Consider the following 23150-nt stretch of genomic DNA (forward strand, 5'->3'; position numbering starts at 1 on the left):
TCGTGAAGGGGTCAAGCGTAAATCTGCGGCGCAGGTTGTTGTGGAGTTTAGTGATTTTAGTTCTGTTATTCTCAGCCTTGGTGATCAGGCTTGCTTATGTACAGTTGGGAAAAGGACCGGAACTATCCGCGAAAGCGGAGGAGTCTTGGCGGCGGAATATTCCTTATTCAGCCAAAAGGGGAGAGATCCTGGATCGAAACGGAACCTCTCTTGCCTACAATATAACTACACCGACCATTATGGCGATTCCTGCCCAGGTGAAGGAAGCAGAGACAACAGCAAGAGCACTCGCTCCTTTGCTGGGGATGACCGAAGAGAAAGTGCTGGCAACCATCAAAAAAAGAGAACTGATTGTAAGACTACAACCCGGTGGCCGCAAAATTACGATGGAGAAAGCTCAGCACATCCGTGATTTGAAGCTTCCGGGTATCGTTGTTGCTGAGGACAATAAACGCTTTTATCCTTATGATGATTTGGCGGCTCATATTCTCGGTTTTACGGGCATAGATAATCAGGGCTTAACGGGTGTAGAGAAAAGATATGATGATAAGCTGAACGGTTTAAATGGCAGTGTGTCCTACTTGTCCGATGCGGCCGGAAGGCTGATGCCGGGCTCATCTGAGAAGTATGTGGAACCGAAGGACGGTCTGAACCTGAAGCTGACTATTGATAAATCGATTCAGTCCATCATGGAGCGTGAGCTGGATCAGGCCATGGTCAAGTTCCAGGCCAACTCGGCGCTAGCCATTGCAATGAACCCCAAAACGGGTGAAATCCTTGGCATGGCCAGTAGACCCGGATATGAACCAGCGGATTATCAGCAATATCCGGCCGATGTATACAACCGGAACTTACCGATCTGGATGACGTACGAACCAGGTTCAACGTTTAAGATTATTACGCTCGCAGCAGCACTTGAAGAGAAGAAAGTAAATCTGACGCAGGATCAGTTCTATGATCCCGGATTTGTTGAAGTTGGAGGCGCTCGCCTGCGTTGCTGGAAAAAGGGTGGCCATGGAAGTCAAACCTTCCTCCAAGTCGTGGAGAACTCCTGTAACCCTGGATTTGTTGCACTTGGTCAGAGACTGGGTAAAGAATCGCTATTCTCCTATATCAAAGACTTTGGATTCGGGACCAAAACAGGCATCGATTTAAGCGGTGAAGCCAGCGGAATTCTGTTCAAACTGTCACGGGTCGGACCTGTTGAGCTTGCAACAACTGCTTTTGGTCAAGGCGTTTCCGTTACACCGATTCAGCAAGTAGCGGCTGTGTCAGCAGCCATTAATGGTGGTAAACTATACAAGCCTTATGTTACAAAGGCATGGGTTCATCCGGAAACGGGTGAAGTGATGGAAGAGGCCAAGCCTGAACTGGTTCGTCAAGTCATCTCGGAAGACACGTCCAAGCAAGTGCGTGAAGCGCTAGAAAGTGTAGTTGCCAAGGGTACGGGACGTCCGGCGTTTATTGATGGATACCGGGTTGGCGGCAAAACGGGTACAGCCCAGAAAGTAATCAATGGACGTTATTCCTCTACCGAGCATATTGTATCCTTTATTGGTTTTGCTCCGGCTGATGATCCGCAGATTGTTGTTTATACTGCAGTGGATAATCCAAAAGGAATTCAGTTTGGCGGCGTGGTTGCCGCACCGATCGTACAGAACATTCTGGAGGATGCGTTGCATTATATGAATGTTCCTGTTCGGAAGGATCAGGTAGCCAAAGAATACAAGTATGGAGAAACGAAAATCGTGACGGTTCCCGATCTGACAGGAGCTACGGTCGAAGACTTGTATGAGGACCTGAATATGAATTTTATGCTGGCCAAATCCGGCAGTGGAAAATATGTCATTAACCAGGCTCCGAAGCCAGGAGCACGGGTCGATCAGGGTTCTACCATACGCATCTATATGGGTGATGTACTGAATGATATCCATGACCATACCAAGGAGGAAGGACAAGAGCCCTGATCGGGCTCTTGATCTCCACCGCAACAAAATGCACGGAGTTGCGTTTCATTAATTGGCTGTGTTGACGATAGTAATGAATACAGAACTGTTGAAATTGAAGTAAACTTGGAAAAAGTGAGGTTATTCATGTGCTTTTAAAACAACTTTTATCAATGCTGACAACCGCCCGTATCATTGGCGAACCAAATACAGAATGTCAAAACCTACAGACAGATTCTCGCCAGGTACAACCGGGAGATCTGTTTATCTGTCTTCCGGGGCATACGGTTGACGGACATGATTATGCTGAGAAGGCCGTAAACGCTGGGGCTGTCGCTCTGGTTGTGGAACGAGAGCTGGATCTGCCTGTACCGCAGCTGCTTGTAAAAGACAGCCGTTTCGCTATGGCTGTACTGGCGGATTCCTTTTTTGACTCACCAAGCCGCAAGATGAATATGATTGGTGTAACGGGAACCAACGGGAAAACAACGACTACCTATTTAATTGAAAAAATCATGAGTGATTTTGGTCAAAAAACAGGATTAATCGGGACTATTCAAATGCGTTATGACGGGCGTACGTACCCGATGTCAGGCACTACACCGGAAGCACTTGATCTGCAGCGCAGTCTGAATGATATGGTGCAAGCGGGCACGGACTGTTGTGTAATGGAAGTTTCCTCCCACGCTTTGGAGCAAGGTCGAGTAAAAGGGACGGAATTCCGTACGGCTGTATTTACCAACCTGACGCAGGATCATCTGGATTACCATCATTCCATGGAAGAATATCGGGGAGCCAAAGGATTGTTCTTTGCAAGGTTGGGTAACGGGTATACTGCGGATGCTTCCAAGCGCAAATTTGCAGTGATCAACGCAGATGATCCCGCTGCAGACTATTTTATATCTGTAACGGCAGCTGAAGTAATTACATACGGCATGGAGGACAATGCGGATGTACGCGCATCCCAAATTTCAATTACTTCGCAGGGTACCTCTTTCCATGTAGACACATTCAGAGGCAGCACCGATATTCGTTTACGCATGGTAGGTAAATTCAATGTGTACAACGCAATGGCTGCCATCGCTGCTGCTCTGGTTGAGGACATTCCGCTGGAGGAGATCAAACGTAGCTTGGAGACAGTACCTGGCGTAGATGGACGTGTTGAGGCTGTTGACGAAGGACAGTCGTTTGCTGTCATTGTTGACTATGCGCATACTCCAGATGGCCTGGAGAACGTATTGCGGACGGTGAAGGAATTTGCTGAAGGACGTGTGATCTGTGTATTTGGCTGCGGTGGTGACCGAGATCGTACGAAGCGACCTCTAATGGGCAAAATTGCAGCAAAGTATAGTGATATTGTATTTGTCACTTCCGACAATCCGAGGACAGAAGATCCCGATCTGATTCTCAAGGATATTGAACAGGGCCTGATTGAAGACGCCATTGAACCTGACCGTTATACCATGATTGTGGATCGGCGCCAGGCGATTCATGAAGCTATTGAAATGGCAAGCCCTGCCGATGTAGTATTGATTGCGGGCAAGGGGCATGAAACCTATCAGATTATCGGTACAACTAAAACGGACTTTGATGATCGGATCATAGCGAAAGAAGCGATAAGGGGCAAATCCAATTGATAAAAAGAACATTGGCACAATTGGCCGAGATGTGTGGAGGAACACTAACTGACATTGCTGCTTATGGTGATGTTGGTGTTGAAGGTGTATTTACAGATTCGCGTAAGCCCGTCCCAGGCAGTCTCTTTATCCCGCTAGTTGGCGAAAGGTTTGACGGACATGAATTTGTGCAAACCTGTTTAGAGAAGGGCGCTGCCGGGACATTATGGCAAAAGAATCATGGAACTGCACCTCAAGGTGCTGTGATTATTGTGGAGGATACCCTTGTTGCCTTGCAGGAGCTTGCGACCTCCTATTTAAAAGAAAACAAGGCCTCCGTTGTAGGTATTACAGGCAGCAATGGTAAAACAACAACAAAGGACATCGTGGATGCCATTCTGTCTACCACGTTCAAAGTGCATAAGACCCAAGGCAACTTCAATAACCATATAGGTCTCCCGCTCACCGTGCTAAGCATGGAGCCGGATACGGAGATCGTCATTCTGGAGATGGGCATGAGTGGCCGAGGAGAGATCGAAGAGTTATCTGTAATCGCCCAGCCTGATGTCGCGATCATCACGAATATTGGTGAATCCCATCTGCTTCAATTGGGATCTCGATTGGAGATTGCTCGGGCCAAAGTTGAAATTGCGGCTGGCATGAAACCAGGTGGGTTACTGATCTATAACGGAGACGAACCGTTGATTGAGCAGGTTCTGGCAGAGCCAGCCACAAAGCTGCCTGAAGGGCTCCAGCGGTATACATTCGGCCTGCAGGCTGATAATGATGATTATCCTACCGGAATCATGAATGCGCAGAGCGGGGTCGCGTTTACAACCAAGCAGTCTGGAGAAGTTGCTCTTACAATGCCATTATTGGGGACACATAATGTGGTCAACTGTCTTGCTGCATTAGCGGTTGCCCGTCATTTCGGAGTGGCCGCTGAGCAGATTGTGGCAGGACTGTCACGTCTGAAATTAACCGGCATGCGAATCGAGATTATTAACGGTGTCAGTGGTCTGACCATGCTCAATGATGCTTACAACGCCAGTCCGACTTCCATGAAAGCCGCTGTGGATGTGCTGGAGAGCCTTAAGGGGTATCGGATTAAAGTAGCCGTGCTTGGTGATATGCTTGAACTGGGGCCTCAGGAGCATGAGCTCCATCGGGGAATCGGTGAATACATCACACCCGATAAAATGAATATGGTGCTTGCTTATGGCCCATTATCAGCGAGTATTGCAGAAGGGGCAAGACAAAACATGCCAGCGGAAGCCGTGCACGCTTTTGAGAGCAAGGAAGAATTGACCCATTATCTGCTGGAGAATCTCCATTCCAGAGACGTTGTCTTGTTTAAGGCCTCCCGGGGCATGAAGCTGGAAGATGTGGTCGAAGCGCTAAAAATAGCTCCATTACAGAATAGAGTAGACTAGAGGGGTGAACCCATGGATTTTCAGGTATTACTGTTAACAATCGGTGTTTCATTTATTTTGGCGGTGATCGCCGCACCGCTCTTGATTCCATTGCTGCGTCGAATGAAATTCGGACAGCAGGTTCGGGAAGATGGGCCACAGAGCCATCTGAAAAAGAGTGGAACACCTACAATGGGCGGAGTTGTTATTTTACTCGCGTTCACATTGGCCTTTTTGAAATTTTCAGCTGTCAAAAATACGGACTTTTATGTCCTGCTTGTGGCTACACTCGGTTTCGGTCTGATCGGCTTCCTGGATGATTACATCAAGATTGTATTCAAACGCTCACTGGGGCTGACGGCTAAACAAAAGATGATTGGTCAGTTGTTTTTCAGTGCCGTGATGTGCTACTTGCTGATTCAGAATGGACACAGCACAGCCATATCGATTCCAGGTACATCCTTCTCCTTCGACTGGACGGGATGGTTCTACTATCCGTTTGTCGTATTTATGATGCTTGCCATCACGAATGCAGTCAACTTTACCGATGGTCTGGACGGCTTGTTGTCCGGCGTGAGTGCCATCGCCTTTGGGGCATTTGCCATTGTGGCGATGCAGGCAACATCCATGCCGGCAGCGGTATGTGCGGCGGCGATGATTGGTGCGGTACTGGGCTTCCTGGTATATAACGCACACCCGGCTAAAGTGTTTATGGGAGATACGGGCTCACTCGGAATTGGTGGTGCGATCGGTGCCGTTGCGATTGTAACGAAGACAGAACTTCTTTTTGTCATCATTGGCGGTATTTTCGTTATCGAAATCCTGTCTGTTATTATTCAAGTGGTATCCTTCAAAACTCGTGGCAAACGCGTATTCAAAATGAGTCCAATTCATCATCACTTTGAACTGAGTGGCTGGTCGGAATGGCGAGTTGTCATCACTTTTTGGGCGGTAGGTGCCATTTTGGCCGCTCTTGGACTTTATCTCAACAAGGGGTTGTAAACAATGAATCATCCTGAAACATATCGTGGGCAACAAATCGTCGTGCTTGGACTGGCCAAGAGCGGCGTGCAGGTCGCCAAAGTGCTGGATCGTGCCGGCGCAATAGTTACAGTCAATGATAAAAAAGAGAGAGAACAGTGTCCCGAAGCATCCGAATTGGAGGCTTTGGGAATTTCTGTTGTATGCGGGGGACATCCGGACGATCTGATTCACAGTGATGTGAAGCTTGTGGTCAAAAATCCGGGTATTCCTTACCAGGCGCCTCCTGTGCAGCAGGCACTTGCCTTAGGCATTGAAGTGGTGACTGAGGTGGAGGTGGCATATCATCTATGCGCTGCACCTATGATCGGAATCACTGGCTCTAATGGAAAAACGACTACAACAACGTGGGTAGGCAACATGTTGGAGCATGCCGGCTTGAAACCGATCGTTGCCGGTAATATTGGAACACCCTTATGTGAGGCAGCAGAGCAGGCTTCTGCGGATAACTGGATGGTGGTGGAGCTTAGCAGTTTCCAACTGAAAGGCACATCCGATTTCCGTCCGCGCATTGCCAGTTTGCTAAACGTAGCGGAGACTCATTTGGATTACCATGGGGACATGGATGATTATGTGGCTTCCAAGTCCAAATTATTCTCCAACCAGCAACCGGAGGATGTAGCTATTCTGAACTGGGATGATCCAGTATGCCGTGGACTGGTTCCTTATATCAAAGCAAGACTGCTCCCATTCTCGCTGACAGAGAAGCTTGAAGCAGGGGTATATGCTGATCCTCCATACGTGGATGGGGAAGAGGATGACGTGAAGCGCCAGGTGATCTATGCAGACGGTCAGGGAAACCATCATATCATTATTGATGTGGAAGACATCGGACTCCCAGGACGATTCAATGTGGGAAATGCATTGGCAGCAGTAGCTATTGCTGTGACCGCTGGAGCCGACCCGTCTGTTCTTGCTGCGCCTCTGGCTGACTTCAAGGGGGTTGAACACCGTCTTGAGTATGTACTTGAACATGATGGAGCCAAGTATTACAACAATTCTAAAGCGACCAATTCCAAGGCAACTGTAATGGCGCTGAACTCATTCAAGGAACCGGTTGTGCTCATTGCCGGAGGACTGGATCGTGGTTCAGACATGATGGAACTGCTGCCCTTGTTCCAGGAGCGTGTAAAAGCTGTGGTTGCTCTAGGAGAGACAAGAGTGAAAATTGCCAAAGTCGCGGAACTGGCGGGATTAAAGCAAATTAAGGTCGTCGATAATGAGGAGGACGCTGCCCGGACGTTAACCGCTGCCGTGCAGGAAGCTTCACAGTTTGCAGCTCCAGGTGATGTTGTCTTGTTATCACCGGCGTGTGCAAGCTGGGACATGTTTGCTTCCTATGAAGAGCGGGGACGCATTTTTAAAGAGGCGGCGCATAACTTGTAAGTAGGGGGGTGGAAAAGCCCCTACTTCCATGCAAGGGGTGGCCTCCTGATGAAACAGACGCGACCGGCGCCGGATTTCTGGCTCCTAATTTGTATTCTGGCATTGCTTGCCATCGGCATTATTATGGTATACAGTGCGGGCTCGGTGCTTGCTTTTCATGACTACGGTGATTCATTTTACTTTGTCAAAAGACAGCTGCTGTTCGCCGGACTTGGACTTGCTGCCATGTTTGTTACGGCAAATGTGGACTACCGGGTCTGGAGAAAGTATGCAAAGCCGATATTGATTGCCTGCTTTATAATGCTGATTGCGGTGCTGATTCCTGGCATCGGAGTGGTTCGCGGAGGGGCACGGAGCTGGTTGGGCATTGGCTCATTCGGCATACAACCTTCAGAATTCATGAAACTGGGTATGATCCTGTTTCTGGCTCATTGGTTAAGCAAGGAGCCTGGTAAAATCAAAACGTTCACGACGGGGCTTCTGCCACCGCTCGGCCTGATTGGTTTGGCCTTTGGTATTATTATGCTTCAGCCCGATTTGGGGACAGGCACAGTCATGCTGGGTGCTTCAATGCTCATAATTTTCACAGCAGGAGCACGGATGAAGCATCTATTACTGCTTGCCCTCGGTGGTGCAGCAGGGTTTGCCGGGCTGATTGCGGCAGCTCCGTACAGATTGCAGCGAATAACGGCTTTTTTGGACCCGTGGTCTGATCCACTTGGAGCCGGATATCAGATTATTCAATCTTTATATGCGATCGGTCCTGGAGGACTTGCGGGCTTGGGGCTGGGTATGAGTCGACAAAAATACAGTTATGTACCCGAACCGCAGACGGATTTTATTTTTTCCATTTTGGCAGAAGAGCTTGGCTTCATTGGTGGAATGATTGTATTATTGCTGTTCCTAGTCCTGGTGTGGAGAGGGATGCGCGTAGCGATGACGATACCGGATGCTTTTGGCAGCCTTCTGGGCGTAGGCATTGTGGGGATGGTCGCTGTGCAGGTCATTATCAACATTGGCGTGGTCATCGGGCTTATGCCGGTTACGGGGATTACACTCCCACTCATCAGTTATGGCGGTTCATCTCTGACCTTGATGTTGACAGCGTTAGGCATATTATTGAACTTATCCCGTTATGCGAGGTGAATGTACGATGCGAGTCGTTCTAAGCGGCGGCGGTACCGGTGGACATATCTATCCGGCCGTTGCGATAGCAAGGCAATGTGAGGCGGAGAATCCCGACTCGACATTTTTATATATCGGTGGTACCCGTGGACTGGAAAGCAAACTGGTGCCACAAGAGAATATTCCATTTCAATCGATTGATATTACAGGTTTTCGCCGGAAATTATCCTTTGACAACGTGAAGACGGTAATGAGATTTCTGCAAGGTGTACGCAAAGCCAAGAAAATGCTCAAGGAATTCAAACCCGATGTTGTCATCGGTACGGGGGGCTACGTGTGTGGGCCTGTCGTGTATGCGGCAGCCAAACTCGGTATTCCGAGTGTCATCCATGAACAGAATGCCATTCCCGGACTAACCAACAAGTTCCTTACACGTTATGTGGATACGGTCGCAGTTAGCTTTGAGGGTTCGGAGAAAGCATTCTCTGGAGCCAAAAGGGTTGTGTATACCGGCAATCCAAGGGCTACCACGGTAGCTCAAGCCAGTCGTGATCGTGGATTCGCGACACTGGGTGTACCTATGGACAGCCGAGTTGTTCTTGTGGTTGGTGGCAGCCGTGGTGCGAAGGCAATCAATAAAGCTATGGTGGATATGGCACCGATGCTGGCCAAGCTTGAAGATGTGCACGTGGTCTACGTAACAGGTGATTCTTATTTTGACGAAACGCGTGAAGCGATCCGCAGCTCCCTTGGAACGATGCCAAATCATCTGCATGTGCTGCCCTACGTACACAACATGCCAGAAGTTCTTGCATGCACATCGCTGATCGTGAATCGTGCTGGGGCTTCGTTCCTTGCCGAGATCACATCGCTCGGAATTCCATCCATCCTGATTCCATCACCTAACGTGACGAATAATCATCAGGAGGCAAACGCCCGCACGCTTGAGGGTGGAGGCGCATCGGTTACGATGCTGGAGAAGGATCTGACAGGCCAGGGGCTGTATAAAGCGATTGCTGGAATTATGAATGACGAAGCGGCGCGCAAAAGGATGGCAGAGGCCTCCAGGAAACTGGGGAAACCCGATGCAGCCGAGGTACTTGTGAGCGAGATTCGGCGTCTTGCTGCAGGGCGTTAAAGTGCGTTTTGGGCGATTGTCACACACACGGCGGGACTGACATAAGATACCCTATAAATCGTGACAATCGTTCCATGGCGACGCAACACGGCCAGCAGCAATGTAAACTGCCGTGCTCATCGGTTTTGAAGTAAAGGAGGATGTTAATATGCAGCAGTGGATATCGCTACTATCCCAGAACAATGTCGGCAATGTTCTTGAAAACGAGCCGCTAGCCAAATACACCACATGGAAGATCGGCGGTCCTGCAGATGCGCTGGTCATACCGGAAAACAAAGAGCAGATGGTTAATCTCATCCAATTACTGCACAAGCATCAGATCCCATGGATGCAGCTTGGACGGGGTTCAAACATGCTGGTGTCCGACAAGGGAATACGCGGAGTTGTTGTGAAACCGGGAGAAGGCTTTGATTATGCCGAGTTTCACGAGGGCGGGGTAACTGCCGGAGCGGCACATTCCTTTGTTAAACTCAGTGTTGTTGCTGCAAAAAAAGAGTGGACCGGTTTGGAATTTGGCAGCGGCATCCCCGGAACGGTCGGGGGAGCCGTATATATGAATGCTGGTGCCCATGGATCGGATGTGTCACGGATATTTCAATCCGCTGAGATTGTACTGGAGACAGGGGAATTGGTACGTTACAGCAAGGAGGACATGGAATTTGCTTATCGCCACTCTGTTCTGCATGACCGGAGAGGCATCGTGCTGGAGGCTACATTTGCACTCCAGCAGGGAGAACGCAAAGTCATTTCGGAATCAATGGCAGCTTACAAAGACCGTAGGCGCCGTACACAGCCACTACAGATGGCGTGTGCTGGCAGTGTATTCCGGAATCCACCTGGTGATCATGCCGCCCGTCTGATTGAAGCAGCGGGGCTAAAGGGTATGACCCAGGGAGGCGCACAGGTATCCACCATGCATGCCAATTTCATTGTCAATACAGGCCAAGCAACAGCAGAGGACGTTATCACCCTAATGCAGCAGATTCAGAGCACTATATCATCTCAAAACGGTATTAACCTGGTACCGGAAGTCTTCGTAGTGGGTGAACGGTAAACCCCGGAGGTGATACATTGGACAAATTGGTGATTGAAGGCGGGAAACCCCTCTCAGGATCCATACGCATCCATGGAGCAAAAAATGCCGCTTTACCGATCATGGCCGCAAGTTTGTTGGCAGACGGAGAAATTACGCTGCACAACGTTCCGCACTTGCTGGACATCGAAGTGATGCTGTATATCCTGGAACGACTTGGATGCACGTGTCGGCATGAACAGGGAACAGTGACGATAGATACGTCGTCCATCCGGTCATATGATGTGCCTGAGGATCTCATGAAACAGATGCGTTCTTCCATTTTTTTAATGGGACCATTGCTGGCTAAGTTTGGGCAAGTATCCGTGTACCAGCCAGGTGGCTGTGCCATCGGGGAACGCAAAATTGATCTTCACCTTCGGGGCCTGGAAGCGCTCGGAGCTTCGATTGAAGAGTTGGATCAGCAGATCATTTGCCGTGGGCGTAAGCTGGTGGGTACAGATATTCATCTGGATTTCCCCAGCGTAGGAGCCACAGAAAATATTATGATGGCAGCCGTTACGGCTGAGGGCACAACAACGATATTTAATGCAGCCAGAGAACCAGAAATACAGGATCTGCAACATTTTCTGAATGCGATGGGTGCACGAATTATCGGTGCTGGAACGGATACGATTACGATTAGTGGTGTGGAGAAACTCAAGCCTTGCTCTTATGAAATTATACCGGATCGGATCGTTGCTGGAACGGTGATGATTGCGGCCGCAGCAACGAGAGGGAATGTAACGCTTACACACTGCAATCCGGCCCATCTTACTTCCCTTATACATGTGTTGAAGCGTACTGGTGTTCAAATCACAGTTTGCAATGATATAATGACGGTGAGCTGTATGAGCCGTCCCAAATCAGTAGACCGCATTGTGACTTCTCCGTATCCTTCATTCCCAACAGACCTGCAGTCGCAAATTATGGTGCTGCTCAGTCTGGCAGACGGTTTTAGTGTGATGAAGGAAACGGTATTCGAGGGTCGGTTCAAACATGTGGATGAGCTGAATGTCATGGGTGCCGATATTTCGGTAGACCTGAATGCAGCATTTATCCGTGGCGTTCCCCGCTTGTACGGGGCTACAGTGGAAGCAACCGATCTGCGTGCAGGTGCAGCATTAGTCATTGCTGGCCTTGCTGCCCAGGGAAAAACGGTTGTGGAGCAAGTGCATCATATTGATAGAGGGTACGATCGTATCGAGAAGCTCTTTCAGAGTTTGGGAGCTTCGGTTGAGCGACAGTCCCCCGTTTCGAAGCAGCTGGATTTTGCCAATTAACGTCCTTTGAGTCCCCTTCTTAAAGGAAGGGGGCCGGAGGCTTTGTGGAGCGCGACCTATGCCTAAAAGCCAAATTCCGGTTCTGAAGAAGAATCGGCCCAAACGAAACACAAGCCGTAAAATTGTTTTTATTCTGTTACTTCTTTTTATTGTATTACTTGCTGTACTTTTTTTTCGTTCTTCGATGAGTCGGATTTCGGCAATTGAGATTACGGGTAATGTATACACAACAACTTCGGAACTGCTGGAGAAAAGCGGTCTGAAGGAGGGCGAACAGTTTTTTGGGACAAGCTCGGCTGATGTGATCGAGCGACTGAAAACGATCAAGGCTATATCAACCGTAACTGTGGATAAACAATTTCCGGGTACTATTCTTATCAAGGTGCAGGAATATCCAACGGTTGCATATGAACTTGGTTCTGACGGTACGCTAAAAGCCATACTGGCAAGCGGGACAAGCTTAACGGTTCCTGCCACCATTGGAGTTGCCGTAGAGAAACCTATATTAACCCAATGGAAGGCTGATGATCCGCTCAAGGCCAAGCTGAGTGAAACGTTAGCCAAGATCCCGAATGAACTAACGACGGATATTTCAGAGATTATTCCGAATCCTACGCCTTCATTTCCGGATCAGATTCGGATGTATACCAAGTCACAGTTTGAAGTGATTACAACCGTCTCTCTATTGTCCGATAAGGTAGAGTATCTCAACCAGGTCATTGAGACGGAACGGCCAGGGAAAATCACGATGCTGGAGGCCGATACGTACGTGCCTTTCATTCCGGATAACCCGGAAGAAGATGCTGAACCAGGAGCAACTCCCTGATTTCCGCCTTTAATTCGGTTAAGCTGCATTCAAAACCAGGCGGAATCGGGGTTTAGCCCCTCTTATCCAGTGAAAGTTGTTCTTTCTGAGACGAAGAAAAAATGATACACTTGAATATGGCACCTAAGTTGCCTCCTTCTTTTTTCTTCAAGGTTTTATGTCTCACAACCAGATCTTGGCACCCAAAAAAATTGTAGAAAAAAGAGGGAAAGCCTAAAGTGTGTTGAATATGTTTTAAGAGTGTTTAAACCCGAACGTATTTTACTATTTGGAGTCAGGAGGTGCCACAGACTTGAGCAACAATGACATCATTGTTAGTTTGGACATCGGTACATCCAAAATTCGCGCTATTATTGGGGAAATGAATAATGGAACCTTTAATATTATTGGAGTTGGATCTGCCGACTCGGAGGGAATTCGCAAAGGTGTAATCGTAGATATCGATCAGACGGTGCAATCGATCCGCAATGCAGTGGATCATGCAGAACGTATGGTAGGTATTCAAATATCCGAAGTATATGTTGGAATCTCGGGAAATCATATCGGACTGATGAGCAGTCACGGCGTCGTGGCAGTGTCTAACGAGGATCGTGAAATCGGAGAAGAAGACATGGAGCGGGTGTTGAAAGCAGCCGAAGTGATTGCGGTCCCACCGGAACGGGAAATTATTGATGTTGTAGCCAAGCAGTATGTTGTAGATGGCTTGGAAGGCATACAGGACCCCCGTGGTATGATTGGTGTTCGTCTGGAAGTGGAGGCGACCATCATTACGGGTGCAAAAACCGCGATACATAATCTTTTGCGCTGCGTGGAAAAAGCGGGTCTGAAAGTAAGTGATCTGGTACTCATGTCACTTGGAGCAGGTCAACTGGCTTTGTCCAAAGATGAAAAAACGATGGGTTCCGTGCTTGTTGATATCGGAGCAGGGGCTACAACCATCGCCATCTTCGAAGAAGACAGTCTCGTTGCAACTTCAACCCTGCCTATTGGCGGGGAGTTTGTAACCAATGACATCGCCTATGGTTTGCGCACATTAACAGATCAAGCCGAAAAGGTAAAACTGAAATATGGCTGCGCATGGCTGGATGACGCTGCTGCGGATGTCATGTTCAAAGTAACACGGATCGGCAGCAATGTAGACAAGGAGTTCTCTCAAGAGGATCTGGCGGCTATTATCGAACCTAGGGTTCAGGAAATATTCCAGATGATTTCTCAAGAAGTGAAGCGTCTTGGTTACAATGATCTTCCAGGAGGTTATATACTAACGGGAGGTACGGTCTCTATGCCGGGTGTTCTGCAGGTAGCTCAGCATGAGCTTGCTGCTTCGGTACGAGTTGCGGTGCCGGATTATATTGGTGTGCGTGACCCGGGCTATACAAGCGGTGTCGGTATTTTGCACAGTGTAATCCGCAGTTTGCGTATTCGTCCCTCGATTAACAACGGCGGTGGAAATAATAACAACAACAATAATAACAAAAAACCGACCAACCGTCCTAAGCCGAATGCGGCCCAGGAATCGGAGCAGAAACCAGGTCTGTTCGAACGGCTGAAAAATATGTTCAGTGAATTTATATAACAGGTTGGATCCATTTCATACAATTCTTGAAGCCGTTTGAATGCGCTGGTTCTAAAATAAACGCTTTCGTTCGTCGATATATGAAATTGATTCGGTTCAAATCAAAAATTGGACGGGCCATCCATGCACATTGAGGGGGAGATGGAATAATATGTTGGAATTTGATTTCGAGATGGAGAGCTTGGCTCAAATTAAAGTCATCGGTGTAGGCGGCGGCGGAAGCAATGCAGTCAACCGAATGATTGAAAATGGTGTACAAGGTGTAGAATTTATTACGGTGAACACGGATGCACAGGCATTACACCTGGCAAAATCCGAGCATAAATTGCAAATCGGTGATAAATTAACCCGTGGTCTTGGCGCTGGCGCCAACCCGGATGTAGGTAAAAAAGCAGCGGAAGAATCCCGCGATTTGATCATGAATACCTTGAAAGGTGCAGACATGGTATTTGTGACAGCCGGTATGGGCGGCGGTACGGGTACAGGTGCGGCTCCGGTGATTGCCGAAATCGCCAAAGAGTGTGGAGCACTTACCGTTGGTGTGGTTACTCGCCCGTTCACATTTGAAGGACGTAAACGTTCCAGCCATGCAGAGCAGGGTATTGAAGCTCTCAAGGAAAAAGTGGACACGCTGATCGTCATTCCTAATGATCGTTTGCTTGAGATTGTTGACAAAAAGACACCGATGCTGGAAGCATTCCGCCAAGCGGATAACGTGCTTCGTCAAGCGGTACAAGGTATCTCCGATCTGATTGCAGTACCGGGTCTGATCAACCTTGACTTTGCAGACGTCAAAACGATCATGCACGAGCGTGGATCTGCGCTGATGGGGATTGGTGAATCGACTGGCGAGAACCGTGCAGCAGAAGCAGCACGCAAAGCCATTATGAGTCCTTTGCTTGAAACGTCCATCGAAGGTGCACGCGGCGTTATCATGAACATTACGGGTGGCATTAACCTGTCCCTGTATGAAGTTAATGAAGCAGCGGAGATCGTTACATCCGCTTCCGATCCGGAAGTGAACATGATCTTTGGTGCCATCATTGACGAGGATCTGAAAGAGGAGATTAAAGTTACGGTCATTGCAACCGGCTTTGAAGATAAACCTGCTCCACCCCCACCAGGACGTAAACCTGCTCCAGCGAGTGAGCCTGCGGATAACCGTTCGCCGAACCTGCGTCCGTTCGGAAATCAGCCGAGCAATGATCAGCTGGATATTCCGACATTTTTACGCAATCGTTCACGCAATAATAATAACGATTAATACGTTAATCGATTTCAATGAAGACCCGGTACTCCTGATGGAGCCACCGGGTCTTTTTGTTTTTTTACACTTTATCACACATCATTGAACAAATTCTGAACAAGGGGCCTGAGTAATTCCGACAAAAAAAGTTGAAAGGGTCCCCCCATGATTAGACAGACTTTGAAAAGTGCGCTCCTTATACTTGTGAATATGCTCATGAATATCGGGATAACGTTATTTCGATATGTTGCGCGCAGGCAGGTGAAGAATGTGGTAGTTTATGTGGATCTTATTTTTTTGACGAACCTGTGTATTGACGGTGCACTCATCGGCTTGACGGCCTGGATGCGCAAAACGAAGCTGGTCTGGTGGAGATGGTTGCTGTCCGCGATCGTTGGTGCGTTGTACGTGGTCATGATGTTTGTGCCGGAGTTTGATTTTATGTTCACCTTTTTGATCAAGTTTGGATTGTCTCTGGTGATGCTGAGTATTGCATTTGGGTTTAAGGGTCTTCAGGCATTTATACGGACTTTGGGCACCTTCTATGTGATCAATTTTGTCGCCGCCGGAGGAATTCTGGGTGTACATTACATGCTCCAAAGCTCCGGGGAATTGTTCAACGGCATATGGTTTACGGCATCGGGTGGGATGTCATTTGATCTGAAAATCGCCTTCTGGTTCACGTTTATCGTCTTTTTTGCCGTGCTTTTTTTATTCAAAGCCGTGCAGAGCTCGAAACGTAAAACAGACCGAATGACAACGTACTTGGGTAAAGTGGAGGTTTTTATTGACGAGGTGACTATTTCTTGTACAGGCCTTCTGGATACAGGAAATCAACTCACAGACCCCCTTTCACGAATGCCCGTTATGGTCATGGAGGTATCGTTATGGCAAGATATGCTGCCTGCTGCATGGAAGGGCAGGTTGAAGGATGAGGCGCCGGACAACCTTATCATGGAGCTTGATCAGGAGGATTTTCACTGGCAGGATCGTTTAAGGCTGGTACCTTATCGAGGCATTAACAAAGGAACTGCGTTTATGCTGGCAATGAAGCCAGACCGGGTGAAGGTAACGATGGATGAGATGTGTTATGAGACGACAAAGGTATTAATAGGGTTGGACGGGGGCGTACTGTCATCCGATGGAAAATACCAGGCCGTGATTCACCCTGAGCTTGTGCAAGACGCCGCTTCTGCGCAGTCTACGGCTATCTCTGCGGGAGCAACAGAAAAGCCGCTGAATGTGGTATAGGAGGAACGTACATGCTTGTAAAATGGAAACTGGTGGCGCAGCTGCAGTACTATCGTTTATTATTTCTGCTTGGTTTAAAAAGTGAAGAGATTTATTATATCGGAGGCAGTGAGGCGTTACCGCCCCCATTAACACGTGAAGAAGAAGAATTTTTGTTGCAAAAGCTGTCTTCAGGCGATTCGGCGATTCGTGCCATGTTGATTGAACGTAACCTGCGGCTGGTGGTATACATCGCGCGCAAATTCGAGAACACAGGTATCAATATCGAGGATCTCGTCTCTATCGGTGCGATTGGATTGATCAAAGCGGTGAACACGTTTGACCCGGAAAAGAAAATTAAGCTGGCTACCTATGCTTCCCGTTGTATCGAAAATGAAATTTTGATGTACCTGAGACGTAACAGCAAAATTCGTACAGAAGTTTCTTTTGATGAACCACTCAATATTGATTGGGATGGAAATGAACTATTATTGTCCGATGTACTCGGTACAGAGAACGATACAATCTATCGGAATATTGAAGAACAGGTAGACCGGAAGCTTTTGCATAAGGCATTGGAAAAATTAACCGAGCGGGAGCGAATGATTATGGAGCTTCGTTTTGGGCTGACGGATGGGGAAGAAAAGACACAAAAAGATGTCGCCGATCTGCTTGGAATCTCCCAATCCTATATCTCCCGTCTCGAAAAAAGAATCATTAAAAGACTCCGTAAGGAGTTCAACAAGATGGTCTGAACCGGAGCATTTTTCATAATGGGTATTAATGGCAAGGGTGCCAAGTGCGAATAAAAAAGCCTGCCCCGGAGATAATGTACATTAATGTTTCTCCTTGGGAGGTAAATCACGATGACCCGAAACAAAGTCGAGATTTGTGGCGTGGACACCGCAAAATTGCCTGTCCTCACCAACACAGAAATGCGGGAATTGTTTCATTCCCTTCAGCAACACCATGATCGCTCAGCAAGAGAGAAATTAGTGAATGGCAACCTGCGTCTTGTGCTCAGTGTCATTCAGCGCTTTAACAATCGGGGAGAGTTTGTCGATGATCTGTTCCAGGTTGGATGTATTGGCCTGATGAAAGCCATTGATAATTTTGATTTATCCCAGAATGTCAAATTTTCAACCTACGCGGTGCCGATGATTATCGGTGAAATCCGTCGATACCTGCGCGACAATAACCCCATTCGGGTATCTCGCTCTTTGCGGGACATTGCTTATAAAGCACTTCAGGTGCGTGACAGCCTGACGAATAAAAACTCTCGTGAACCGACGATATTCGAAATTTCTGAGGTACTGAACGTGCCGAAGGAAGATGTGGTTTTTGCATTGGATGCCATTCAGGACCCGGTTTCGCTCTTCGAACCGATCTATCATGATGGTGGAGATCCGATTTATGTAATGGATCAGATCAGTGATGACAAAAACAAGGATGTATCCTGGATTGAGGAAATTGCACTGCGTGAAGCGATGCACCGTCTCGGTCAAAGGGAGAAAATGATTCTGTCCATGCGGTTTTTCGAAGGGAAAACCCAGATGGAAGTGGCTGATGAAATTGGCATTTCCCAGGCGCAGGTATCCCGTCTGGAGAAATCAGCGATACAACAAATGCAGAAACATGTGAAGTCGTAACAAGGGGCAAGCCATGAGGCGATTCAAGGGAAGAGATATTCCTTGGATCGTCTTTTTGCTTTTTGCATTTCGACACCAGTGGAAGTGAATTTGTTCAGTTTCCTCTGAAAAAGAGGACATTTTTCGCGTATGAAACATATATTGTATAGAAGCGGAGAACGGGCAGAAGCGGATTAATCGGGGGGCGGGACCATATGAAAGTGAACACAGGTGAACCGGTGGGCAGCGGGATGAAAATTTCGGATTTTCAAACCAAAGATGTTATTAACATTACGGATGGCAAACGTCTGGGTCAGATTAGTGATTTGGAGCTGGATCTGAAACAGGGACGAATCGAAGCGATTGTTGTGCCGGGTTATAGTCGTTTTATGGGGCTGTTCGGCGGGGGAACGGATCTGATTATCCCCTGGAGAAACATTGTGAAGATCGGTTCGGATGTCATTTTGGTTAAAATGGATGAAATGAAGGAAACTACCTATGATGACCGCGACCGTGAAGCCCGCTTGTATGACGAACAGAACAACCGCATGGACCGGGTGGAACGAATCGAACGGCTAGATCGCAGCCAGCGCCGAACGATATAATCGAGACAGAACGGGGTTCATTTGGTACACTGGAAGTTGTGAGGTGAGAGGATGGAACCGTTTATTTTGGATAAGGAAATACGGTCGGGAAGCCAGAACTCAAATTGGGGTCCTGACCCGTTGTTATTATATGTGGAGCCGTGGAAACTGGAGTTTAAGCATATGAAAGCCGGTTTTACGACAAGGCAGGGTGGTGTCGGAAGCGCGCCTTACGCCAGTCTCAACTGTGCCTATCATGTGGGGGATGATCCGGCTGACGTGCTACATAATCGTAAACTTGTAGCTGAAAAGTTGGGTTTCCCTTTGGAATCCTGGACTTGTGGAGAACAGGTACATGGGAAACATGTAACTGTAATTACAGCGGATGATCGGGGCAAAGGTTTGCTGGATCGGCAGTCTGCATTGCAGGATACGGATGGTTTGGTCACCAATGTGCCTGGGGTGCTGCTGACTTCCTTTTATGCAGATTGTGTACCCCTTTACTTCTATGACCCCGTACAACAGGCAGTGGGGCTTGCTCATGCGGGATGGAAAGGTACAGTTGCCGGTATAGCCGAATCGATGGTTGAAAAGATGGAGCAGGAATATGGAAGTCGCAGACAGGATATCCGTGCTGCAATTGGTCCCTCAATTGGGGATTGCTGTTATGAAGTGGATGAAGTGGTTATGCAGCATGTACGGGTTTGGCTGGATCATTCCTCGGGTAATGATGAATACAAGAACTCTGCATCAAATCAAGTATATCGGCCAGCCGGAAATGGCAAAACGATGTTAAACTTGAAAGAATGCAATCGACACATTATGATGAAAGCAGGAATATTGCCGGATCATATCGAATGTACAACTTGGTGTACAAGCTGCAATCCCGAGCTGTTTTTCTCATATCGTAAAGAAAATGGCATTACCGGGAGGATGGCGAGCTGGATTGGGCTGGAAGAGAGGTGACCCTCTGTGTCATTGGAGGAGCGTATACAACTGGTAAATCAGAAGATCGAAGCCGCGTGTCAGCGCAGTGGCCGTCAACGTGAAGATGTGAATGTGATTGCTGTCACGAAATACGTCTCACTTGAAACAACGGGAGCTGTGCTGAACCACGGACTTGAGCATATTGGCGAAAACCGCTGGCAGGATGCACAGGCGAAATGGGAAGCATTCGGTCAGCAAGGTACCTGGCATTTTATCGGTCATTTACAGACGAATAAGGTGAAGGACGTCATCGGTAAATTCCGTTACATACATTCACTGGAGCGTTTGTCCCTGGCCAAGGAGTTGGATAAAAAGGCGGCGTCTCTTGGCATCGAGGTGGAAACACTATTGCAGGTGAATATTTCGGGTGAAGAAAGCAAGTATGGCTTGCAGCCTGAACAGGCGAGTTCTTTTTTACGTGAAATCAGTTCGTTCAACAACCTGAAGGTCATCGGTCTGATGACCATGGCACCCCATGAGGAAGATCCGGAGCTTACACGTCCCGTATTTCGCGGACTGCGTGAGGTTAGAGACCATTTGAATGGACAAGCTCTGACGGCAGAGCCATTAGCCGAGTTGTCGATGGGCATGTCCAATGATTTTGAAGTGGCGATTGAAGAAGGGGCAACCTGGGTTCGGCTTGGATCGATTCTCGTAGGAAAAGAGGAGGGTTCACAATGGGCGTAATGAATAAGTTTATGAATTTCCTCGGGCTACAGGAAGAGGAAGAAATTGTGGAACGTGAGCGTATGGCGGCACAAGAGGAACATGATCCTGATCAACAGGAAGCTGAAACCTCAAGTCTCGATAAACGTAGAAACCAAAGGGGGAATAATGTGGTGAGCATTCATTCCCAGAAAAATGTTAAAGTCGTCCTTTATGAACCGCGTTCTTATGACGAAGCACAGGAGATCGCTGACCATCTGCGCTCCCATCGGACAGTTGTGGTTAACCTGCAGCGAGTGCGTCAGGATCAGGCACTGCGCGTCATTGATTTCTTGAGTGGCACAGTATATGCACTGGGCGGCGGTATTTCAAAAATTGGTGGCAACATTTTTCTCTGTACGCCAGATACGGTTGAAATTCAGGGAGCAATTACGGAAATACTGGCTGACAGCGAGCAAGATTATAACAGAATGAGGTGAGCCACTTTTGCAACAGGTTGAAGTAGTATTGTACACGCTATACCAGATTTATTTTTACATGGTCATTGTCTACATATTGATGTCATGGCTTCCCAACGCACGGGAAAGCTTCATCGGTGAATGGCTAGGCAAATTGGTGGAACCATACCTAAGACCTTTCCGTCGATTTATTCCGCCTTTGTTCGGTATGTTGGATATTTCACCGATTGTGGCGTTAATCGTTCTGCAACTTGCGCTTAATGGGCTGATCTCCATCCTCCGATACTTTGTATATTAGGGTAGGGTGAACATAGATGAGCGGTGAAATTTACGAGCATTTTAGTCATGACGAGCGGGATTTTGTGGATAAAGCCTCGGACTGGGTTGAACGTGCAGGCAAGTTTCATGACATGAAGCTAACTGACTTTCTTGATCCCAGACAGGCCTTTATTTTACAAACACTTGTTAACCGTCGAGATGATGTACAGATTCGTCTGGATGGTGGTTATGAAACAGCTGAACGTAAGCGGGCGCTGGTTGCACCGGATTATCGGTATCTGGACGATGAAGATATGGGTATGCAGGTGATGAGCATTACGTCTGACGATCAGAAGATTAAAGAGCTGGAGCATGGGGACTATATGGGTGCCCTGCTCGGGCTTGGCATGAAACGTGGCAAGATTGGTGATATTCAAGTGCTGGAGGACGGGTGCCATACGGTGGTGGCGTCGGAAACCGGCGCTTTTTTATCGCTTCAATTGAACCAGGTGCACCGGGTACATGTGTTTACAGAGCTACTGCCATTGGATCAGCTGAAATGGTCCCAAAGTAAAATGGAAACGATGGATATTACCGTGGCTTCTCTGCGTTTGGATGGCATCTGTGCAGATGTGTATCGGCTTAGTCGCAGTAAAGTTCTGGTCCCGATCAAGGCTGGTCGCTGTCGTGTGAATTGGAAAGTGGAGGAAGACCCGTCCAAATCACTAAAAGCCGGTGACGTGGTATCCATTCAAGGTTTTGGTCGATTCAAGGTGCTGGAACAGGATGGGTTGACCAAAAAGGGACGCTGTCGCGTAAAAATCGGCAAATTTGCCTAAGTGTGTTGCAGGAAAACCTTCTTTCTTGTCGAAATGTTTAAGGTAAAGGTGCAAAAAACATTCGGTGTTTCCGATATACATTAAAGTGCAAAGGTTGATATGATCGCTAAAGGATCAGAGTCTGATCCTGCATTCCGTATTAGTTGCCAGGATTGGGCATCTCATATACGGCCCCTTGGGTGGAACCCATATGCTGCAAACCTTCTCGGTCCGGGAAGGAACTTTTACAGGAGGTGGACAGCATGCCATTAACGCCGCTGGACATACACAACAAGGAATTTTCCCGACGCTTGCGCGGGTATGACGAGGATGAGGTCAATGAATTCCTGGATCAAGTCATCAAAGATTACGAAGGCGTCATTCGCGAAAACAAAGAGCTGAGCAATCAGTTGCTGTCCGTACAGGAGAAGCTTGATCATTTTGCAACGATTGAAGAGACGCTGAGCAAAACGATTATCATTGCGCAGGAAGCTGCGGATGATGTGAAGAACAATGCGAAAAAAGAAGCACAGTTGATCGTGAAGGAAGCCGAGAAAAATGCGGACCGGATCGTAAACGAATCATTGTCTAAATCACGTAAAATTGCTTTGGAAGTCGAAGAGCTGAAAAAGCAGGCGTCCATCTACCGTGCCCGTTTCCGTACACTTGTGGAAGCACAGCTCGAACTGCTGACTCAGGATGGTTGGGAAGTGCTGGAGAGCCGGGAGCAGGAAGTCCGTGACCGTGAGCGGGAAATGAAGGAAATTTACTAGTCTATCCGCCTGGTTGACTTTTACCTGTAAAGAGGCTATAACTATATTCATAATGAATAGTGATTCCATGACGGGTTCAGT

22 protein-coding genes and 1 other annotated feature (1 of these 23 only partly in view) are annotated in these 23150 nt (G+C 48.0%); all 22 genes read left to right on the plus strand.

Annotated features, from left to right (window positions below):
• Positions 1 to 2 precede the first annotated feature (2 nt).
• The gene (locus P5G61_RS01655) at positions 3 to 1967 is read left to right on the plus strand and encodes a stage V sporulation protein D (protein ID WP_079349618.1); all 1965 of its coding nucleotides are present in this window, start codon (positions 3 to 5) and stop codon (positions 1965 to 1967) included.
• 128 nt (positions 1968 to 2095) lie between these two features.
• Positions 2096 to 3583 carry a UDP-N-acetylmuramoyl-L-alanyl-D-glutamate--2,6-diaminopimelate ligase gene (locus P5G61_RS01660; protein WP_301243813.1) on the plus strand — a complete coding sequence of 496 codons (1488 nt, stop codon included), beginning with the start codon at positions 2096 to 2098 and terminating at the stop codon, positions 3581 to 3583.
• A complete protein-coding gene (locus tag P5G61_RS01665; RefSeq protein WP_301244300.1) occupies positions 3583 to 4995 on the plus strand; it encodes a UDP-N-acetylmuramoyl-tripeptide--D-alanyl-D-alanine ligase in 1413 nt (470 codons plus the stop codon). Before P5G61_RS01660 ends, P5G61_RS01665 begins: the two co-directional genes overlap by 1 nt.
• A 12-nt stretch (positions 4996 to 5007) precedes the next feature.
• Positions 5008 to 5976: a phospho-N-acetylmuramoyl-pentapeptide-transferase gene (gene mraY / locus P5G61_RS01670; RefSeq protein ID WP_024628420.1), complete on the plus strand. Its 969-nt coding sequence runs from the start codon at positions 5008 to 5010 to the stop codon at positions 5974 to 5976.
• A gap of 3 nt (positions 5977 to 5979) precedes the next feature.
• The gene (murD, locus tag P5G61_RS01675) at positions 5980 to 7401 is read left to right on the plus strand and encodes a UDP-N-acetylmuramoyl-L-alanine--D-glutamate ligase (protein WP_301243815.1); all 1422 of its coding nucleotides are present in this window, start codon (positions 5980 to 5982) and stop codon (positions 7399 to 7401) included.
• A 48-nt stretch (positions 7402 to 7449) separates the two neighbouring features.
• Complete coding sequence (gene spoVE, locus P5G61_RS01680) at positions 7450 to 8547, plus strand: stage V sporulation protein E (RefSeq protein ID WP_024628418.1); 1098 nt, start codon at positions 7450 to 7452, stop codon at positions 8545 to 8547.
• A gap of 7 nt (positions 8548 to 8554) precedes the next feature.
• Positions 8555 to 9664: an undecaprenyldiphospho-muramoylpentapeptide beta-N-acetylglucosaminyltransferase gene (gene murG, locus P5G61_RS01685; RefSeq protein WP_079349614.1), complete on the plus strand. Its 1110-nt coding sequence runs from the start codon at positions 8555 to 8557 to the stop codon at positions 9662 to 9664.
• 148 nt (positions 9665 to 9812) lie between these two features.
• Positions 9813 to 10718, plus strand: a complete 906-nt coding sequence (murB, locus tag P5G61_RS01690) for a UDP-N-acetylmuramate dehydrogenase (protein WP_094937306.1) — start codon at positions 9813 to 9815, stop codon at positions 10716 to 10718.
• A 17-nt stretch (positions 10719 to 10735) separates the two neighbouring features.
• Positions 10736 to 12019 (plus strand): UDP-N-acetylglucosamine 1-carboxyvinyltransferase, encoded by a 1284-nt coding sequence (gene murA, locus P5G61_RS01695; protein WP_079349612.1) that lies wholly within the window; start codon positions 10736 to 10738, stop codon positions 12017 to 12019.
• A 58-nt stretch (positions 12020 to 12077) separates the two neighbouring features.
• Entirely contained in the window at positions 12078 to 12845 is a 768-nt protein-coding gene (locus tag P5G61_RS01700) for a cell division protein FtsQ/DivIB (RefSeq protein ID WP_301243819.1), read from the plus strand.
• A 292-nt stretch (positions 12846 to 13137) separates the two neighbouring features.
• Positions 13138 to 14421: a cell division protein FtsA gene (ftsA, locus tag P5G61_RS01705; protein WP_024628413.1), complete on the plus strand. Its 1284-nt coding sequence runs from the start codon at positions 13138 to 13140 to the stop codon at positions 14419 to 14421.
• Between the two features lie 151 nt (positions 14422 to 14572).
• The gene (gene ftsZ / locus P5G61_RS01710) at positions 14573 to 15685 is read left to right on the plus strand and encodes a cell division protein FtsZ (protein ID WP_064636455.1); all 1113 of its coding nucleotides are present in this window, start codon (positions 14573 to 14575) and stop codon (positions 15683 to 15685) included.
• Positions 15686 to 15937: 252 nt separating this feature from the next.
• Positions 15938 to 16918: a sigma-E processing peptidase SpoIIGA gene (spoIIGA, locus tag P5G61_RS01715; protein ID WP_301244302.1), complete on the plus strand. Its 981-nt coding sequence runs from the start codon at positions 15938 to 15940 to the stop codon at positions 16916 to 16918.
• An 11-nt stretch (positions 16919 to 16929) separates the two neighbouring features.
• Positions 16930 to 17652: an RNA polymerase sporulation sigma factor SigE gene (gene sigE / locus P5G61_RS01720; RefSeq protein ID WP_017687308.1), complete on the plus strand. Its 723-nt coding sequence runs from the start codon at positions 16930 to 16932 to the stop codon at positions 17650 to 17652.
• 111 nt (positions 17653 to 17763) lie between these two features.
• Positions 17764 to 18546 carry an RNA polymerase sporulation sigma factor SigG gene (gene sigG, locus P5G61_RS01725; RefSeq protein ID WP_024628410.1) on the plus strand — a complete coding sequence of 261 codons (783 nt, stop codon included), beginning with the start codon at positions 17764 to 17766 and terminating at the stop codon, positions 18544 to 18546.
• Positions 18547 to 18740: 194 nt separating this feature from the next.
• Positions 18741 to 19130 carry a YlmC/YmxH family sporulation protein gene (locus P5G61_RS01730; RefSeq protein WP_301243826.1) on the plus strand — a complete coding sequence of 130 codons (390 nt, stop codon included), beginning with the start codon at positions 18741 to 18743 and terminating at the stop codon, positions 19128 to 19130.
• A gap of 51 nt (positions 19131 to 19181) precedes the next feature.
• Positions 19182 to 20075: a peptidoglycan editing factor PgeF gene (gene pgeF / locus P5G61_RS01735; protein WP_301243828.1), complete on the plus strand. Its 894-nt coding sequence runs from the start codon at positions 19182 to 19184 to the stop codon at positions 20073 to 20075.
• A 6-nt stretch (positions 20076 to 20081) separates the two neighbouring features.
• Positions 20082 to 20783: a YggS family pyridoxal phosphate-dependent enzyme gene (locus P5G61_RS01740; protein ID WP_301243830.1), complete on the plus strand. Its 702-nt coding sequence runs from the start codon at positions 20082 to 20084 to the stop codon at positions 20781 to 20783.
• On the plus strand, positions 20774 to 21241 hold the full coding sequence (locus P5G61_RS01745) for a cell division protein SepF (RefSeq protein WP_024628406.1): 468 nt from the start codon (positions 20774 to 20776) through the stop codon (positions 21239 to 21241). Before P5G61_RS01740 ends, P5G61_RS01745 begins: the two co-directional genes overlap by 10 nt.
• Before the next feature lie 7 nt (positions 21242 to 21248).
• A complete protein-coding gene (locus P5G61_RS01750; RefSeq protein WP_024628405.1) occupies positions 21249 to 21518 on the plus strand; it encodes a YggT family protein in 270 nt (89 codons plus the stop codon).
• A 16-nt stretch (positions 21519 to 21534) separates the two neighbouring features.
• The gene (locus P5G61_RS01755; protein ID WP_301243834.1) at positions 21535 to 22317 is read left to right on the plus strand and encodes a YlmH family RNA-binding protein; all 783 of its coding nucleotides are present in this window, start codon (positions 21535 to 21537) and stop codon (positions 22315 to 22317) included.
• Between the two features lie 242 nt (positions 22318 to 22559).
• Positions 22560 to 23069 carry a DivIVA domain-containing protein gene (locus P5G61_RS01760; protein WP_301243836.1) on the plus strand — a complete coding sequence of 170 codons (510 nt, stop codon included), beginning with the start codon at positions 22560 to 22562 and terminating at the stop codon, positions 23067 to 23069.
• A 58-nt stretch (positions 23070 to 23127) separates the two neighbouring features.
• Positions 23128 to 23150 (plus strand) — a binding site (T-box leader) (it continues 269 nt past the right edge of the window).

The sequence above is a fragment of the Paenibacillus vandeheii genome (assembly GCF_030433635.1).
Lineage (GTDB): Bacteria > Bacillota > Bacilli > Paenibacillales > Paenibacillaceae > Paenibacillus > Paenibacillus vandeheii.